At 68.5% G+C, this 16,156-nt stretch carries 16 protein-coding genes and 1 pseudogene; 7 read left to right on the top strand and 10 right to left on the bottom strand.

Annotated features, from left to right (window positions below; translation table 11 throughout):
* Positions 1-44: 44 nt before the first annotated feature.
* The 3 genes from IEX91_RS09265 to IEX91_RS09255 all read right to left on the bottom strand — a co-directional run bounded on the left by IEX91_RS09265 (position 45) and on the right by IEX91_RS09255 (position 2,145).
* Entirely contained in the window at positions 45-605 is a 561-nt protein-coding gene (locus IEX91_RS09265) for a type IV pilin (protein ID WP_188878534.1), read from the bottom strand.
* Between the two features lie 85 nt (positions 606-690).
* Positions 691-1,227, bottom strand: a complete 537-nt coding sequence (locus tag IEX91_RS09260) for a type IV pilin (RefSeq protein ID WP_188878532.1) — start codon at positions 1,225-1,227, stop codon at positions 691-693.
* Between the two features lie 177 nt (positions 1,228-1,404).
* Complete coding sequence (locus IEX91_RS09255) at positions 1,405-2,145, bottom strand: FAD-dependent oxidoreductase (protein WP_188878530.1); 741 nt, start codon at positions 2,143-2,145, stop codon at positions 1,405-1,407.
* An 84-nt stretch (positions 2,146-2,229) separates the two neighbouring features.
* Between IEX91_RS09255 and IEX91_RS09250 the strand changes: the two genes are divergently transcribed.
* Complete coding sequence (locus IEX91_RS09250) at positions 2,230-2,796, top strand: type II toxin-antitoxin system RatA family toxin (RefSeq protein WP_188878528.1); 567 nt, start codon at positions 2,230-2,232, stop codon at positions 2,794-2,796.
* Positions 2,797-3,088: 292 nt separating this feature from the next.
* On the opposite strand, the gene IEX91_RS09245 is transcribed toward IEX91_RS09250, so the two are convergent.
* The 3 genes from IEX91_RS09245 to IEX91_RS09235 all read right to left on the bottom strand — a co-directional run bounded on the left by IEX91_RS09245 (position 3,089) and on the right by IEX91_RS09235 (position 6,475).
* The gene (locus IEX91_RS09245) at positions 3,089-3,286 is read right to left on the bottom strand and encodes a hypothetical protein (protein WP_188878526.1); all 198 of its coding nucleotides are present in this window, start codon (positions 3,284-3,286) and stop codon (positions 3,089-3,091) included.
* 574 nt (positions 3,287-3,860) lie between these two features.
* Positions 3,861-4,727 (bottom strand): 2-oxoacid:ferredoxin oxidoreductase subunit beta, encoded by an 867-nt coding sequence (locus IEX91_RS09240; protein ID WP_188878524.1) that lies wholly within the window; start codon positions 4,725-4,727, stop codon positions 3,861-3,863.
* Entirely contained in the window at positions 4,724-6,475 is a 1,752-nt protein-coding gene (locus IEX91_RS09235; protein WP_188878522.1) for a 2-oxoacid:acceptor oxidoreductase subunit alpha, read from the bottom strand. The genes IEX91_RS09240 and IEX91_RS09235 overlap by 4 nt, the downstream gene beginning before the upstream one ends.
* A gap of 212 nt (positions 6,476-6,687) precedes the next feature.
* Between IEX91_RS09235 and IEX91_RS09230 the strand changes: the two genes are divergently transcribed.
* Positions 6,688-7,206 carry an NUDIX hydrolase gene (locus IEX91_RS09230; protein WP_188878520.1) on the top strand — a complete coding sequence of 173 codons (519 nt, stop codon included), beginning with the start codon at positions 6,688-6,690 and terminating at the stop codon, positions 7,204-7,206.
* A 38-nt stretch (positions 7,207-7,244) separates the two neighbouring features.
* On the top strand, positions 7,245-8,363 hold the full coding sequence (locus IEX91_RS09225; RefSeq protein ID WP_188878518.1) for an aminotransferase class V-fold PLP-dependent enzyme: 1,119 nt from the start codon (positions 7,245-7,247) through the stop codon (positions 8,361-8,363).
* Here IEX91_RS09225 and IEX91_RS09220 read toward each other — a convergent pair.
* Positions 8,360-9,037 (bottom strand): acyl-CoA synthetase family protein, encoded by a 678-nt coding sequence (locus IEX91_RS09220; protein ID WP_188878517.1) that lies wholly within the window; start codon positions 9,035-9,037, stop codon positions 8,360-8,362. The two genes, IEX91_RS09225 and IEX91_RS09220, sit on opposite strands and share 4 nt — an antisense overlap.
* A gap of 139 nt (positions 9,038-9,176) precedes the next feature.
* Between IEX91_RS09220 and IEX91_RS09215 the strand changes: the two genes are divergently transcribed.
* Positions 9,177-10,019: an aldo/keto reductase gene (locus tag IEX91_RS09215; RefSeq protein WP_188878515.1), complete on the top strand. Its 843-nt coding sequence runs from the start codon at positions 9,177-9,179 to the stop codon at positions 10,017-10,019.
* Between the two features lie 158 nt (positions 10,020-10,177).
* Here IEX91_RS09215 and IEX91_RS09210 read toward each other — a convergent pair.
* Both IEX91_RS09210 and gfcR read right to left on the bottom strand, forming a co-directional pair.
* A pseudogene (locus tag IEX91_RS09210) lies at positions 10,178-10,522 on the bottom strand (glutaredoxin family protein); the annotation flags it as partial.
* Positions 10,523-10,692: 170 nt separating this feature from the next.
* Entirely contained in the window at positions 10,693-11,364 is a 672-nt protein-coding gene (gene gfcR, locus IEX91_RS09205) for a transcriptional regulator GfcR (RefSeq protein ID WP_188878512.1), read from the bottom strand.
* Positions 11,365-11,504: 140 nt separating this feature from the next.
* Between gfcR and IEX91_RS09200 the strand changes: the two genes are divergently transcribed.
* The 3 genes from IEX91_RS09200 (at position 11,505) to IEX91_RS09190 (ending at position 14,608) form a co-directional block, all read left to right on the top strand.
* Positions 11,505-12,716, top strand: coding sequence for an HAD family hydrolase (locus tag IEX91_RS09200; RefSeq protein WP_188878510.1), 1,212 nt, complete (start codon positions 11,505-11,507; stop codon positions 12,714-12,716).
* A 48-nt stretch (positions 12,717-12,764) separates the two neighbouring features.
* Positions 12,765-14,003: a mandelate racemase/muconate lactonizing enzyme family protein gene (locus tag IEX91_RS09195; protein WP_188878509.1), complete on the top strand. Its 1,239-nt coding sequence runs from the start codon at positions 12,765-12,767 to the stop codon at positions 14,001-14,003.
* A gap of 233 nt (positions 14,004-14,236) precedes the next feature.
* Entirely contained in the window at positions 14,237-14,608 is a 372-nt protein-coding gene (locus IEX91_RS09190; protein WP_188878508.1) for a hypothetical protein, read from the top strand.
* On the opposite strand, the gene gatB is transcribed toward IEX91_RS09190, so the two are convergent.
* A complete protein-coding gene (gatB, locus tag IEX91_RS09185) occupies positions 14,609-16,084 on the bottom strand; it encodes an Asp-tRNA(Asn)/Glu-tRNA(Gln) amidotransferase subunit GatB (protein ID WP_188878507.1) in 1,476 nt (491 codons plus the stop codon). It abuts the gene before it with no gap.
* Positions 16,085-16,156 lie beyond the last annotated feature (72 nt).

Genomic DNA, 16,156 nt, shown 5'->3' with positions numbered 1-16,156 from the left:
CCGCCAGTAAAAGTGTCCGCCTTCGCGGTGGTCCGCGACGGCGATTACGTCTCGAACGACGCGATCTCGTAGGAGTCGCCAGGGCTCACTTCACCGGCCTCCTGTGCGCGGAGCGACTTCGACGTCCAGTAGATCGACACGTCGGTGTCTGTCGCGTTCCCCTCCGGGTTCAGGTAGATCGTCTCTCCGGCTTGCCACGTCTCGCCGATCCCGATCTGCGGCCCGTCAGTCCCCTCGGTGAACGCCTCTCGGTCGCTCAGCGACTCCTCGCTCTCGTAGGCCCGCCCCGGATCCTCGGCCGAACCGATGTCTATCTCTTTCGACGCCGTAACATACAGTTGGTCGATCTCTAGTGGCCCACCTGATTCGAGCGTGACCGCGACCAAGTTGTCGCCGTCGGTGCTGGTGTCGTAGTCCGTCCCGCCGGTCGAGTTCGTGATCCGGTGGTCGACGGAGACCGTCGGCGCCTTCGCCTGCGTCTCCCCGGCGAGGTTCATCACGAACGGCGTGATCGCGCCGATGAGCACGATGACGATTCCGACGAGCAGTATGACCCCGATGACCGACGACGCGCCTCGCTCCCGATTCGTGGAACTCCTGATCACACTGGGTGTTATCGTGTACGAATAAAACACTTGCTCCGGTGACACCATCGACGCCCGTTCGCTCTGGTCGTGATTCGAGCGCCGCTCACGCGGTGAACGATCCGATGTCGTAGGAGTCCGATCCCTCGACCTCGCCGGGGTTGTTCCCCGCGACGTCGCGGGTGTTCCAGTAGAGCGTCACGTCCGTCCTACTCGCCTCTCCCACGGGATCGACGTAGACGGTTTCCCCAGCCTCCCACGTGTCGCCGATGCCGACCTGCGGCGGCGCGCCCATGTAGGACTCAGTGAACGCCTCCAAGCCGCTCGCCTTGCTGTCCGAGTCCGCGGTCGGGCGATCCGACTCCGGGCCCGCCCCGATGTCGAGCGGTTTCGACCCGCCGACGTAGAGGTAATCCGTCTTCACGGGCTCGCCCGACCGCTTGGTGATGGCGATCAACTGCTCGCCGCTCCCGTCGCCACGGTCGACGAGTTCGTGCGACACCGAGATCGTCGGTGCGGTCGGTTGCGTCTGCTCGCCGAGCCCGAGCGCCAGCGTTCCGACTGTGACCGCCAGCAGCACCGCGACGGCGAGCAGCAACACGACACCGACGACCGCCGAGACCCCCCGCTCGCGACCGGGCATAGTCGGTCTCTCGGGTCCCACGACGATAAGGCCCGCGCCGGTCTCGGACACCGACTCGCGGTCGTCCGGCCGCGCGCCGCCGTGTCGGGCGGCGACGACGCACGACGGCGCAGACGACACACCGGGTTCAGCCGTCGACGATGCCCCCAGTCGTCGGCGACGCCCGCGCGCCCCTCGTCACTCGTCGTCGGCGACGCTCGGATGCATCGTCGGTTCGTCCGGGTGGCGCTCGGCGAACGCCGCACGCATCCGCTCCATCGAATCGCGTTCGCGTGCCTCGCGCTCGGCCTCGTCGATCTCCTCGACACCCGGCGGCACCTCGCGCCCCCGGCCGGTGAAGTAGCCCTCCGGGGCGACCCAGTCGTGGTAGTACGGTACCTCGGAGTCCTCGACGACCGTCAGGCCGACCTTCGCGCCGTGGCCGGCAACGACCGTCGTCTGGTGGGGTTCGGCCGCGAGCCGCCCCGCGACGTAGAGCCCGTCGACGCCTGTCCGACCGCGCTCGTCGACGTCGACGTACGTCTTCGATCCCTGCCGGTCGAGCGCGAGGTCGAAGGCGTCGAGGTAGCCCGGGTTGGACTTCGTCGCGGCGATCGCGTAATCGCCCTCGTAGACCGCCTCGTCGGTCTCGGCGACGAACTGCCCGTCGAGTTCGTCGAGCGTCGTCACCTCGCCGGTGACGCGCGCCGCACCGGCGTCCGCGACCTGCTCGTCGAGGAGGTCGAGGAACGTCCGGGGGTTCACGCCGCCCGGGAACCCGGGGACGTTTTCCAAGTGGCCGTTGCGCCGGAGGATGGACTCCCCGGCGTTCACTACGGTCGTCTCGAAGCCCGCGCGTGCGGTGTAGAGCGCGGCGTTCAGACCGGCGACGCCACCGCCGACGACGATCACGCTCGGTGCGTCCTCTGGATGGCTCATACTCCCGTCTCGGATCGCCCGCACCACAACGGTTCCGGAACGCCGACGCCACCACTTATGCCGCCCGCGCGTCCACGTCGTCGTGTGAAGACCGTCGAGGTCGCGACGACCGTCCGCGCGCCGCCGGAGGAAGTCTACGACTTCCTCCTCGACTTCCCGGGGTACGCGGCGTACTCGAAACACCTCGAGTCCGTCCGCGCTCACGGCGACGGCGGGCCCGGGACCGAGTACCGACTCACCTTCGCGTGGTGGAAGCTCGATTACACCGCTCACACGCGCGTCACAGGCGCGGAGCGCCCGACGCGCATCGACTGGCGCGTGACGCGCGACCTCGACGCCTCCGGGCAGTGGCTCGTCGACCCGATCGAGGAAGGCGACGACGACACCGCCGACGCGGTCGAGGATGGCGGCGACGGAGCGGCCGATGTCGACGTCGACGGTGCCGACGCCTGTCGCGTCCGCTTCGTCGTCACCTACGATCCCGGGTCCGCCGAGGGCGTCCTCGACCTCCCGCTGTTCGCCTCGCTCGACTGGGTGATCGAGAAGGCCTCCGAGCTCGTCGTCGAAGAGGGCCGTCGCGTCGTCGAGCGCGTCGTCGCCGACCTCGAAGGCCGACGCCGCGACGTCGAGTTGGACGTCTCCGTCTACTAACCCATCTTTTTCCGGGTCGGGTGCGCTCCGCGTCGTTCGAAAGGCGCTACGCGCCTTTCGTGATGAGGAGAGAGCTTCGCTCTCTCGAACCACACCCATCCCCGCAAAAACATGGGTGAAAAAGGCCGAGCGACGAAGTCGCTCGGTGGCTTCGCGAGTTCGCACCGCGAACGAGCGTGACCGGAGCGGCTTTGCCGCTCCGGAAACCCGCCCTTCGGGCGAGTACGCTAGACCGCGCCGCGACCGCCGGTATTAGATAGAGACGTACAACCTCTCAGTCACCGAGATCGACTTACCAACCATATAGCAGGTACGAGATCGATAGAAATGCGAGGACTGAGCCGGCGATAAACCCGACTAAACCGAGAGTGCCAGACCCAAGTGACCCGACGAAATTCCCGGATACGAAACCAGCGGTTGTGGAACCGATGACGAGGAGCGCACCGGTCTGCCACTCTTTGAGGAACCCGACGACGTCCTGTTCATTCATGACTAATTAGTCACTTCACGCCCATATCATTCCCCCGCCACATACGCGCATAGACCGAACGATCTACGCAGGCTAGCGTCCGCGAGCGAGTGGTCCGTCAGGACCCGAGCGACGTGGTTCACTCGCGGCGAAGCCGCGAGGTCCAAAGACCCCCAGAGGGGGGGGGTCTGACGGACATTTTGGCCGAGCTTTTGCCAGTGAGCCGTAGGCGAGCGCAGGAAAAGGTCGCGGGTAGATCGAACGGCCCGTTTACGACACAGAGAGACTACGCAAACCACGTACGCTAGCGTTCGCCGGGCGAGTGGCTTGAAAAGCCCGAACGAGGAGGTTCACCCGCCCGGAGGGTGAGGCGCGAGCGCGACCAACGAGGGACGGCTTCGCCGTCCCTCTGGCCTGCGGGCAACTCACGGGTCGCCCGCAGACACCGCGGCCCTTCGGGCCGCGACGGGAGCGCGCTGCGCTTTTGGTGGAGCTTTTACCGAGCGCGGCGAAGCCGCGCGTGGTTCGAAACGGCGAAGCCGTTTCGTCATCCCGCGAGACGCGACACGTCTCGCTTACGACAGAGTAAAAGGTCCTAGTAGAACTCCCGAACGAGGTCGGTCGCGCCCTCGGGCGCCCCGGACTCGTTGATGTCCGCCATGTTGCCCTCGACGCCGTGGGCGGTGTTGTAGTCGACGGCGTCCTCGTCCTCCCAGAGCACGCCGATGTACTCCTTCTCGCTGTCGAGGATCTTCTCTTTCGCGGCCTCGCGGTCGGTCGGGTCGTGATCCTCCTCGTCGAGGTCGACGATGGAGTCGCGGAAGTAGTCGTAGGTGTCGACGTCGTTGAAGGTCACGCACGGGCTGAAGGTGTTGACGATGGAGAAGCCGTCGTGCTCGATGGCCTTCTGGACGATCTCCTGGTGGCGCAGGGCGTTCGAGGAGAACGACTGGGCGATGAAGCTTCCGCCGGCGGAGAGCGCGAGCGCGAGGGGGTTGACCGGGGGCTGTTTGGGGCCCTCGGGCGTCGTCGCCGTCTCGAAGTCCGGTCGGGACGTCGGCGAGGCCTGCCCCTTCGTGAGCCCGTAGATGCGGTTGTCCATCACGACGTACGTGATGTCGATGTTCCGGCGGACGGCGTGGATGAAGTGTCCGGCACCGATGGAGTAGCCGTCACCGTCGCCGCCCGCGACGACGACCTCGATGTCGGGGTTGGCGATCTTCACCCCCGTGCCGACCGGCAGCGCGCGCCCGTGGACGCCGTGGAGGGCGTAGGAGCGCAGGTACGTGCCGATCTTGCCGCTGCAGCCGATGCCGGCGACGACGAACGTATCGTCGGGCGAGTTGCCGGTCTCGGCGAGTCCCTTCATGATGCCGTTCATGGTGCCGAAGTCACCGCATCCGGGACACCACGTCGGCTGTTTGTCGGTTTTGAAGTCGGTGAATCGAACGTCTGAGCTCATGCGATGACCTCCTTGATGTCGGCGGCGAGTTCGTCCGCGTTGAAGCGGACGCCGTTGTACTTGTTGATGCGATCGACGCGTTCGAGCACGTCCTTCTCGATGACGTCGGCGAACTGGCCGGTGGCGTTACACTCGACGACGACGGTCGTCTCCGCGCTCTCGACGGCGTCGGTGAGATCGGGACGCGGGAAGATGTAGGGGACGGAGAGGACGCGGACGTTCACGCCGTCCTCGTCGAGGAAGTCGAGGGCTTCGACGAGCGCGCCCTCGTTGGACCCCCACGAGACGACGAGGGTGTCCGCGTCCGGGTCCCCGTACTCGACGGGGCTGAAGTCCTCCTGCTCCTTCGCCGTCTCGACCTTCCGCGAGCGCTTATCGACCTGTTCGATGCGCTCGTCGGTGTCCTCGGTCCGGCGGCCGAGTTCGTCGTGTTCGAGCCCCGTGCTCATGTGGACGCCGCCCTCCGTGCCGGGGAACGCGCGCGGGCTGACGCCGTCGTCAGTGACGGCGTGAGGTTTGAACTGGTCCTTCTCGTTCTGCCACTCGGAGATCTCGGACTCGTCGACGACCTTCCCGCGGTCGATCTCCACCTCGTCCATGTCGAACTCCTCGGGGGCGAACGTCTCCTCGGTGACGGCCATGGCGAGGTCGGAGGCGATGTAGACCGGCGTCTGGTACTTCTCGGCGAGGTTGAACGCCTCGACGGTCTTGTGGAAGCAGTCCGCGACCGTCGTGGGCGCGACGACGAAGCGCGGGATCTCGCCGTGGCCGCCGTAGAGGAGCATGTTCAGGTCGCCCTGCTCCTGCTTCGTCGGCATCCCCGTTGAGGGGCCAGAGCGCATGACGTCCGCGATGACGAGCGGCGTCTCGGAGGTGGCGACGAGGCCGAACGTCTCGCTCATCAGGTCGATTCCCGGACCGCTCGTGGCGGTCATCGAGCGGGCGCCGGCGCGCGCGGCGCCGAGCGCCATGTTGATCGCGGAGAGTTCGTCCTCCGCCTGAACGACGTGCCCGCCGAACTCGTCGATGCGGCCCGTGAGGTACGTCATGACGTCCGTCGCGGGCGTGATCGGATAGCCGGCGTAGAACCGACAGCCGGCGGCGATGGCGCCCATCCCGATGGCCTCGTCGCCGTTCAGGAGGACGTAGTCGTTGTCCGTCGTCTCGAGCTCGTAGTCGAGCGCGCCGATGTCGTCGGCGTAGTGCTCGTCGACGTAGTCGGCGCCGAGGCGCGCGGCCTCCTTGTTGTTCTCGACGATCTTCTCGCCCTTCGAGCCGAAGCGCTTACGCAGCGACTCGTCGAGGTTCTCGATCGGGAACGCGGCGACCTCACAGACGGCGCCGAGCGCGACGACGTTGCGCATGAGCGCGCCGCCCGCGTCCTCGGCGAGCGACTTCAGCGGGATGTCGAGGCCCACCATCCCGTCGGGGACCTCGAAGTCGCTGAACTCCGTGCGTTCGCCGTCGTAGATGATGACGGAGTCGTCGTGGAGTTCGTCCATGTTCTCCTCGACGGTGCGCTCCGTGAGCGCGATCAGGATGTCGAGGCGATCAACGACGCTCTGTACCTTCTCAACCGAGGTACGGACCTTGTAGGCGGTGTAGCCACCCCGGATTCGGGACGCGAAGTCCTTCGAGGTGAAGACGTGGCGACCGGCGCGAGAGAGTGCCTGCGCGAACACCTTCCCGGTCGAGTCGATTCCATCGCCGGCTTCGCCGCCGATGGCCCAGTTCAGGTCGTCGTGCATGTATCCGACGGTTCAAAGCGGGCAAGCAAAAGGCTTCTGAAGCGGCAATCAAGGCGTGAGATGACCGAATACGGCCTCAATGGGTGGTCTCCGGACCGTCCGTCCATCAGGGATAATCGGGTACATCACGGATGCTCATTGTCAACCGCATAATCGGACGATTGGAGACGCGACCCCAACAGCTTTTGCCGACGAACCCGCTACGGAGCGGTATGTCGCGACAGGGGAGCGCGGCTGTCGGTGAAACCATCGAACAGCTGCGAGGTGCGTACGGAGGGTTCCCCGTCGTCGAGGATCGCACCACCGTGCCGCGCCGGGCGCTCGTGGAGTGCATGGCGAGCGCGAGCGAGGGGCGGCTCGGCGGTGCGCGCGCGTTGCTCGAACGCGACGGGCGGACGCTCTTAGTCCGCTACCGCGAGAACCCCGACGTCTGGGACCTCCCCGGCGGAAGCCTCGCTCGCCACGAGAACCACGAACAGACCGCGAAACGCCACGTCGCCGAGCAGGTGGGCATCGAATGTGCGCTCACGGGCGCGTTCCACGCGCGCCGTCAGACGTTCGCGCTCGTCGACGGCGGCGAGGGCACGAGCGGCCTCTGGGTCCACTTCGAGGGCGAACCGCTCGGCACCGAGATCGAGCTCGACCCGAGCGACGAGATCGTCGAGGCGCGGTGGTTCGACACCGCGCCCGACGCCGTCGCGGCGCCGCTCCGCGAGCGCCTCGCCGAGTAACCCCCAAGGTTTCTGTCCCGCGGCGGCGGAGTGTGCGTATGGATCCGGACGCGCTCCGCGCCGACATCCCCGCACTCGACGGCGTCACGTATCTGAACACCGGGGCGAGCGGGCCGTCGCCGCGTCGGGTCGTCGACGCCGAACGGGCCGCGATCGAGCGCCACGAGTACGAGGCGCACGCCACCGAGAACCCCTACGCCTCGGCGGCCGCGCTGTTCGACGACGCCCGTGAGCGTCTCGCCGCGTTCCTCGACACCGAGCCCGCGTCCGTCGCGCTCACGCAGTCCACGACGGACGGCGTGAACCGGATCGCCACCGCGCTCGACTGGGAGGCCGGCGACGTCGTCGTCCGAACGGACGTCGAGCACGCGGCGGGCGTCCTCCCGTGGCGCCGCCTCCGCGACGCCCGTGGCGTGACGACGCGCGTCGTCCCCACCACCGAGGGCCGGATCGACCGCGACGCCTACAGCGAGGCCGTCGCGGACGCCCGTCTCGTCTGTCTCTCCGCGCTGACGTGGACGCACGGCACGCGCCTCCCCGTCTCCGATCTCGTCGCGGAGGCGCACGACGCCGGCGCGGAGGTGCTCGTCGACGCCGTTCAGGTGCCCGGGCAGGCGCCGATGCCGGTCGAGTCGTGGGGCGCGGAGTACGTCGCCGCCGCGGGCCACAAGTGGCTCTGCGGACCGTGGGGCGCGGGCTTCCTGTACGTCGATCCCGACGCCGCCGAGCGCCTCGACCCCCTCCACGTGGGCTACCGGAGCGTCCGCGACCCGGAGGGGGCGGAGTACGAGTTCCACGCGGGCGCGCGGCGCCTCGAAGTCGGGACGGTCTCGCCGGGTCCGCACGCCGGCCTGATCGAGGCGCTCGACGTCGTCGAGGCGGTGGGCCTCGACGCGATCCGATCGCGGATCGAGGCGCTCACCGACCGCTTCAAGGACGGCCTCGCGGACGACCGACTCGTCGGCCCGCGCGAGTACGAGTCCGGCCTCGTCGCTTTCGAGAGCGACCGTCCAGAAGCGCTCGTCGAGCGCCTACGGGAGCGCGACGTCGTCGTCCGCGCGCTCCCCACGGGTACGGTGCGGGCCTCCTTCCACGCCTTCAACACCGCCGACGACGTCAATCAGCTCTTGGAGGCGATGGCCGCGGTCGAGGACTAAGCCGGGAGCACGCGGTCCTCGGGTGCGGACGCGTCGTCGGCGACGAGAGCGACGTCACCGGTCTCCCCGTCGTCGGGCAGGAGGACCGTCGCGCCGGCGCGGAGCGCGCCTAAGACGCCGACGACGGTCGCGTCACGGGCGAACGGCGCGCGGACGGCGACGACGTCGCTCTCGTCGAGCGTCGCGGCGGCGTCGGCGGCGCGTGAGAGCAGGGCCTCTTGGCTCGGGCCGTCCGCGTCGCGGAGCGCGGGCGCGTCACCGTCGAACGAGACCGGCGGGAAGGCGGGATTCTCGCTCCAGACACCGCCCTCGAAGTGGCCGTCCGCGGGGTTCTCGGGGCGCTCGCCGTAGCCGACGCGCTGGCCGCCCGGCCCGAGATCGTAGGTATCGAGCGTCGGGGTGGGGGCGATCACCGCCCGACCGTCGAACGATCGGGGCGGGTCGAACGTGACGGGCGCGGCGAGGAGGGTCGATCCGAGGAAGGCGAAGACCGCCTTCGGGTCCGGGTCGTCGGCGACGCCGACCGCGGAGCCACGGTGGACGCCGCGCGATCGGAGGTAGTTCCCGACCTTGTACGACGTCGCGCGGACCTCGCGGGCGGGGAGCGACGCCGGCGGTGCACGGAGCGTCGCGCTCGCCGGGAGGTCGGCGAGCAGTTCGTAGACCGTCTCCATACGCACCCTACGGCACCCGATACACAAAGGGGGTGCGTTCGCTCGCAATGCGGGACAGTACCGTGTCACACGATCGCCGTCGGTGGTGGGCCTCGCCGCCGCCCGAACGCCTTTGGCGCTTCCGGGATAGGTGTCGGACATGTCGGAGTTCACCAGCGACGACGTTCCGCGCGCGAACGGCATGCCCCGACTCGGACTCGGGACGTGGGAGAACACGGATCCGGACGCGTGCGCGAACGCCGTCGAGACGGCGCTCGAAACCGGATATCGACACATTGACACCGCACAAGCGTACGGCAACGAGGAGTCCGTGGGTCGCGGTATCGCAAACGCCGACGTCGACCGCGAGGACGTGTTCCTCGCGACGAAGGTGTGGATCGACCACGCCGATCGCGACGGCGTGATCGAGAGCACCGAGGAGAGCCTCGACAAGCTCGGCGTCGACTACGTCGATCTCCTCTACATCCACTGGCCGGGCCGGACGTACGACCCCGAGGAGACCCTGCCGGCACTGGAGGAGCTGAAGGCCGAGGGCACGATCGAGCACATCGGCGTCTCGAACTTCGAGCGCCGGCACGTAGAGGAGGCCCGAGAGATCATGGACGAACCGATCTTCGCCAATCAGGTCGAGATGCACCCGTTCCTCCAGCAGCGACAGCTGCGCTCGTTCATGGACGAGACGGACATCGAGCTCGTCGCGTACTCGCCGCTCGCACGCGGCGAGGTCTTCGGCGACGACGTGCTCGGCGACATCGCGGCCGACCACGACGCCAGCGAGGCGCAGGTCGCGCTCGCGTGGCTCCGCGAGAAGGGCGTCACGGCGATCCCGAAGGCCACCTCCGCGGACCACATCGCGGACAACTGGGGGAGCCTCGGCGTCGAGCTGAGCGACGCCGAGATCCGGCGGATCGACGCCATCGACGCCGCGGAGCGCCGCGTCGATCCCGGCTTCGCGCCGTGGAACGCGCTCCCGGATCAGTAACGCCGACGCCGTCGCTCCGGGCGACGTGAGCGGCTTCGAGAGACGGAGAGACGACGGAGACGTTAGAAGGGCGCGTCGAGGTCTTCGTCGCTGCCGCCGTCCGGTGCGGTCGTCGCGTCCTCGCTCGTCGCGCTGGCCTTCTCGTCCTCGCCGGCGTCCGCGGCGTTCAGCGTCGCCGCGAGGTCGCCTTCCTCGTCGAGTTGCGCGAGGACGTCGCTCCCGCCGACGAACTCGCCGTCGACGTACGTCTGCGGGATCGTCTCCCAGCCGGAGTGCTCGTTCAGCGCCTCGCGGAACGCCCCGAGGTTCTGGAGCGTGTCGACGGCCTCGAAGTCCTCGCGGTATTGGGTGATGAGACCGACCGCGCGCTTCGAGTAGCCACACTGGGGCATCACGGGCGTCCCCTTCATGAAGAGGACGACCTCGTTGTCCTCGATGGCCGCGTCCACCGTCTCTCGCACCTCGTCGTCGTCCAGCCCCTCGCTCATCGGATCGAACGTCATGCACACCGGTTGGTGGTGTGTGGGGAAAGGCGTTGTGCTGGGGGCGACTCGTCGCCCCCGAACGAGCGAACGGTGACACCGTGAGCGACAGGCGGCACCGAAGGTGCCGCCGAACGACGAGCGGGGAGGCACGACCCGCGAGCGGACGACGTAGTCGTCCCCGAACGGCCTTACTCGTCGGCCCCGACGTCGCCGTCGCCGTCGTTTCCGACGCGGATGACCTGCATGAGCGCGTCGACGGGAACGCCGTCGACGTCGCCGACGCCCTGTTTGTCGACGAGAACGGACGCGGCGATGGCGTGCCCGCCGCTCTCCTCGATGGCCTCGATTGTCTCGTTGATCGTGGTGCCGGAGGTGATGGTGTCGTCGACGATGAAGCAGTCGCGGCCCTCGACCTGCGCGAAGTTGCGGCTGAAGCTCCCGCCGAGGTCCTCGATGTCCCCCTCCTCCCACTGGTGCTTGCGGGGGGTGTACGTCCCGAGGTCGGTCTCGAGCTCGCGCGCGACGGCGGTGGCGAGCGGGACGCCGGCCTTCTCGACCCCGATGACGAGGTCGACGTCGTGGCTATGCTCCCGGAGGAGGTCGGCGAGCGCGGCGCCGACGGCGGAGAGGCGCGCGCCCGCCTCGCCGATCGCGCTCCAGTCGACGTGGACGTCCTGCGGGCCGCCGGTCGCCGCGCTCCCCGTCTCGGTCTCGGCGGCGCCGGTGCTCCGGCCGGCGCGCTCGACGAGCCAGCTCGCCGTCTCGCGCGAGACGTTCAGTTCGTCCGCGATCTCGCCCCGCGAGAGCCCGCGGGCGGCGAGGTCGCCGGCGCTGTCGATGAGGTCGTCGACGTTCTTCATGTCGTGCGGCTTCGGGGGCCGGTTGTATGGTCGTTTCGTTGCCGACAGACGAGCGACCCCCGGCACCGACGACGGGGCACGGCGCCGCGCGATGGGACGCGACCGGGGCCATTTATACGGCGACGGCGACGACACGGACCATGGAGCGGTACGACGAGCTGTACGCGCTGTACGAGACGTTCGACACCGACACGCTCCGCGCGTATCAGGACTTCATCGACCTCTTCCCGCCGGTCGACTCGCGGGTGGCGCTGGAGTACTGGGAGGAGGCGAGCGACGAGCTCGCACAGCGCCGGGACGCGGTGGCGGACGCGCACGGCGAGACGTACGCGTCGCTCGCCGCGCACGCGACGCGCGAGCAGGCGTTCACCGCTCTCGACCTCCACAGCAAGCACGAGCGGCCGGTGAACGTCCTCGTGCTCGACGTCGACGAGACGCTGCGTTCGGCGGGCAGCACGGACAACGAGATCCCGCGCGAGACACTCCACCTCCTCACCGTCTTCCACGAGCACGACGTCCCGATCGTCGTCTGTACGGGTCAGACGCTGGAGAACGTGAAGGGGTTCCTTAATCAGGGGCTCGGCAACGAGTTCGTCCACTCGGGGGACGTCTCCGTGGTCTACGAGGCCGGCAGCGGCGTGTTCACGCCCGGCCACGGATCGGAGACGAAGCGCCTGCTCTACGAGGACCTCGACGAGCGCGTCCGTGACGTCTTCGGGTACGTCCGCTCGCGCGTCCTGCCCGACGCGCCCGAGGGCGTCCGACGGGGGTGTCACCTGCAGGGCAACGAGTTCAACGTCACCCTGAAGCCGAACCACGAGACGGGGAGCGAGGCCGCCGTCGAGATCATCGACGACGCCATCGTTTACGTCACCGAACTCCTCGCGGCGGCGATCGACGGCGCGACGCCCGCGGACGTGCGCGCCTACTACGCGACGCGCGACCCGGAGATCGCGGCGGTCCTCGACGAGGCGGGCGTCCTCCCCGACGGAGAGGCCGTCCCGGAGGGGGTGGAGAACGTCCTCGGACGGGTGCAGCTCGCCTACTACGAGGGCGACGCGGCGGAAGTGACGGCGCGCGAGCTCGACAAGGTCGCGGGCGTCGAGGCCGCACTCGACGTGCTCGGGATCGACGACCCGTTCACGCTCGTGATGGGCGACTCGAAGAGCGACCTCCGCGTGATGGAGTGGGCGGCGGCGAACGACGCGGGGATCGCCGCGGCGCCCGAGCACGCCTCGATGCGCGTCCTCGATCACGTCCGGGAGACCGACGGCCTCACGTACGCGCAGGGCGCCGCCGGCAACGTCCTCCGGACGGTCTACGCCCTCAACCGACTCGCGGACGGAGACTAACAGGAAAGACTCACAAGATTTACCCTACGCCGAGTGAACCTCGCCACTATGGCGAAGGACTACCGAGACCTCCACGATCCGAACGCGGAGTACACGATGCGCGAGCTCTCCGCGGAGACGATGGGCGTCACGGCGGAGCGCGGCGGCGGGCGCGACGTCGAGATCACCGACGTGCAGACGACGATGGTCGACGGGAACTTCCCGTGGACGCTCGTCCGGATCTACACCGACGCCGGCGTGGTCGGCACGGGCGAGGCCTACTGGGGCGCGGGCGTCCCCGAGCTGATCGACCGGATGGCGCCGTTCGTCATCGGCGAGAACCCCCTCGACATCGACCGGCTCTACGAGCACCTCGTCCAGAAGATGAGCGGCGAGGGGAGCGTCGAGGGCGTCACCGTGACCGCCATCGCCGGCATCGAGGTCGCGCTTCACGACCTCGCGGGCAAGATCCTCGACGTCCCCGCGTATCAGCTTCTCGGCGGGAAGTACCGCGACGAGGTGCGGGTGTACTGCGACTGTCACACCGAGTCGGAGGCCGATCCGCAGGCCTGCGCCGACGAGGCCGAGCGCGTCGTCGAGGAGCTCGGCTACGACGCCCTCAAGTTCGACCTCGACGTCCCGAGCGGTCACGAGAAGGACCGCGCGAACCGCCACCTCCGGCCGGGCGAGATCCGCCACAAGGCCGAGATCGTGGAGGCCGTCACCGAGCGCGTGAAGGACCGCGCGGACGTCGCCTTCGACTGCCACTGGACGTTCTCCGGCGGGTCGGCGAAGCGCCTCGCGTCCGCGATCGAGGAGTACGACGTCTGGTGGCTCGAAGACCCCGTTCCCCCGGAGAACCTCGAGGTCCAAGAGGAGGTCACGAAGTCGACGCTGACGCCGATCACGGTCGGCGAGAACAGGTACCGAGTGACGGAGGAGCGTCGCCTCATCGAGAACCAGGCGGTCGACATCGTCGCGCCCGACCTCCCGAAGGTCGGCGGGATGCGCGAGACGCAGAAGATCGCCGACGTGGCAAACCAGTACTACGTCCCGGTGGCGATGCACAACGTCTCCTCGCCGATCGCCACGATGGCGTCCGCGCAGGTCGGCGCCGCCATCCCGAACGCGCTCGCCGTCGAGTACCACTCCTACGAGCTCGGCTGGTGGGAGGACCTCGTGGAAGAGGACGTGATCGAGGACGGCCGAATCAAGGTCCCCGAGACGCCCGGCCTCGGCCTCACGCTCGACATGGACGCCGTCGAGGCGCATATGGTCGAGGGCGAGACGCTGTTCGACGAGGCGTGAAACGGCTCGTCGAGCACGTGACTCTCCGATTCGCGGAGTTCGACGAAGTCTGAAAGGCTTCGTCGAGCATGCAGGACTTCGTCCTGCCCAGTTCGACGAGGCGTGACCCCACTCGTCGGGCACGCGAACCACCGATCCACGGGATTCGACGAGGCCCGAACGGCATCGTCGAACCGGACGAGACGCGGCGGCGTGGGCGAACGTTCTTCGTCGGCCGCGTCGAACGCCCGTGTATGGTCCACGTGCGTTACTTCGGCTACCTCGGGGGAGTCCTCCTCGCACTCACCGCCGCGTTCGTCGTCGGCTTCGGACTCGACGCGCTCCACGGACTCGTCGCCGTCCAACTCGGCCTGCTCGCGCTCGCGGGCCTCTGCTGTGTCGCCGGCGGCTTCGCGAACCCGCTCCGCGAGCGCGTCGGCGCGCTCCGGCTGGTGGGGTTCGGCGACGTCGTTCTCGGGGCTTCGATGGCGGTCAGCGCCCTCACGGTCGGCGAGGGCGTCCTCCCGCGGGTCGTTCCCGTCCTCGGCGGTCTCTGCATCGCCCTCATCGGCGTCAACTACGTCGCGGACGGGCGGTTCTTCGAGGTCGGCGGCGTCGAGGTCTGATTACTCCAGCTCCTCGCGTAGCAGGCCGTTGACCTGCCCGGGGTCCGCGCTCCCGCCGGTCTTCTGCATCACCTGTCCCACGAGGAAGTTGATCGCGCCCTCGTCGCCGGACTCGTAGTCGGCGACGGCGTCCGGGTTCTCCGCGATGGCGGCCTCGACCGCGGCCTGCACCTCGTCGCCGCTCGTCTTCCCGAGGTCCTCGGCCTCGACGATCTCGTCCGGCGTCTGGCCCTCGTCGAGCATCCCGCGCAGGACGACCTCGCGCGCGTTCTTCTCCGTGATCTCGTCCTCGGCGACGAGTTCGACGAGGCGCTCGAACTTACTGAGACGCCCGCCGAGGTCCGTCACCGCCATGTCCCGATAGTTGAGTTCGCCGAGGAGGTTGTCGGCGACCCACGTCGCCGCGAGGTCGGGGTCGTACTGCTCGGCCACGTCCTCGAAGAAGTCCGCGACCTCCTTCGTGGAGGTGAGTTTGCTCGCCGCCTCCGCCGAGAGGCCGTACTCCTCGCGGAAGCGCTCGCGGCGCGCGTCGGGGAGTTCGGGGATCTCCAAGCGCTCCTTCCAGTCCGAGACCTCGAGGGGCGGGAGGTCGGCCTCCTCGAAGTAGCGATAGTCCTTCTCGGCCTCCTTCGAGCGCATCGAGACCGTGATCCCCCTGCTCTCGTCCCAGTGGCGCGTCTCCTGCTCGACCTCCCGCCCACGCTGGATGGCGTTGCGCTGGCGCGTCACCTCGTAGGCGAGGGCCTGTTGAGCGCCCTTGTGACTGGAGATGTTCTTCACCTCGGTCCGGTTCGCCTCTTCGAGGAGGGACGCGTCGACGTCGCCGTCCAGCTCGTCCGCGGGGACCATCGAGATGTTCGCGTCGACGCGGAGGCTCCCGTCGCGTTCGGCGTCGTAGACGCCGAGGTATTCGAGGACCTCCTCCAGTTTGGCGAGGAAGGCGCGGGTCTCGTCGGGGGAGCGGAAGTCGGGTTCGGTGACGATCTCCACCAGCGGAGTCCCGGCGCGGTTGTAGTCGACTTTCGTGTAGTCGGCGGTGTCGATCTGTCCGCCGACGTGCTGGAGGCTCCCCGGGTCCTCTTCGAGGTGCGCGCGCGTGATGCCGATCTCGCGGCGTCGGTCCTCGACGCGGACCTCGAGCTCGCCGTCCTGACAGATCGGCGCGTCGTACTGGGTGAGCTGGAAGCCCTTCGGGAGGTCGGGGTAGAAGTAGTTCTTCCGGTGGAAGGTCGTCCGCTCGGGGATGTCGGCGTGGAGGGCCTTCCCCAAACGGACGGCGGCTTCGACCGCACCCTCGTTGAGGACCGGGAGGGCGCCCGGAAGGCCGAGACACGTCGGGCAGGTGTGCGTGTTCGGCTCGGCGTCCGCGGCGTCGGTCGAACACCCGCAGAAGATCTTGGTGTCCGTCTCCAGTTGCACGTGGACCTCCAGTCCGATGACGGCGGCGAGGTCCTCCGTGGCGGCCTGCGTGCTCATTACGGGTGGATTCGACGCCCGGCGGCTTAGTCGTGACGAAGGCACGCCCGCGCTCGCCGTACGCCCCGCACC

The organism is Halarchaeum nitratireducens, from assembly GCF_014647155.1.
In the GTDB taxonomy this organism is placed as follows: Archaea; Halobacteriota; Halobacteria; order Halobacteriales; family Halobacteriaceae; genus Halarchaeum; species Halarchaeum nitratireducens.
The sequence above is the reverse complement of the archived record's forward strand: the minus strand, read 5'-3'. Positions and strand labels throughout refer to the sequence as shown.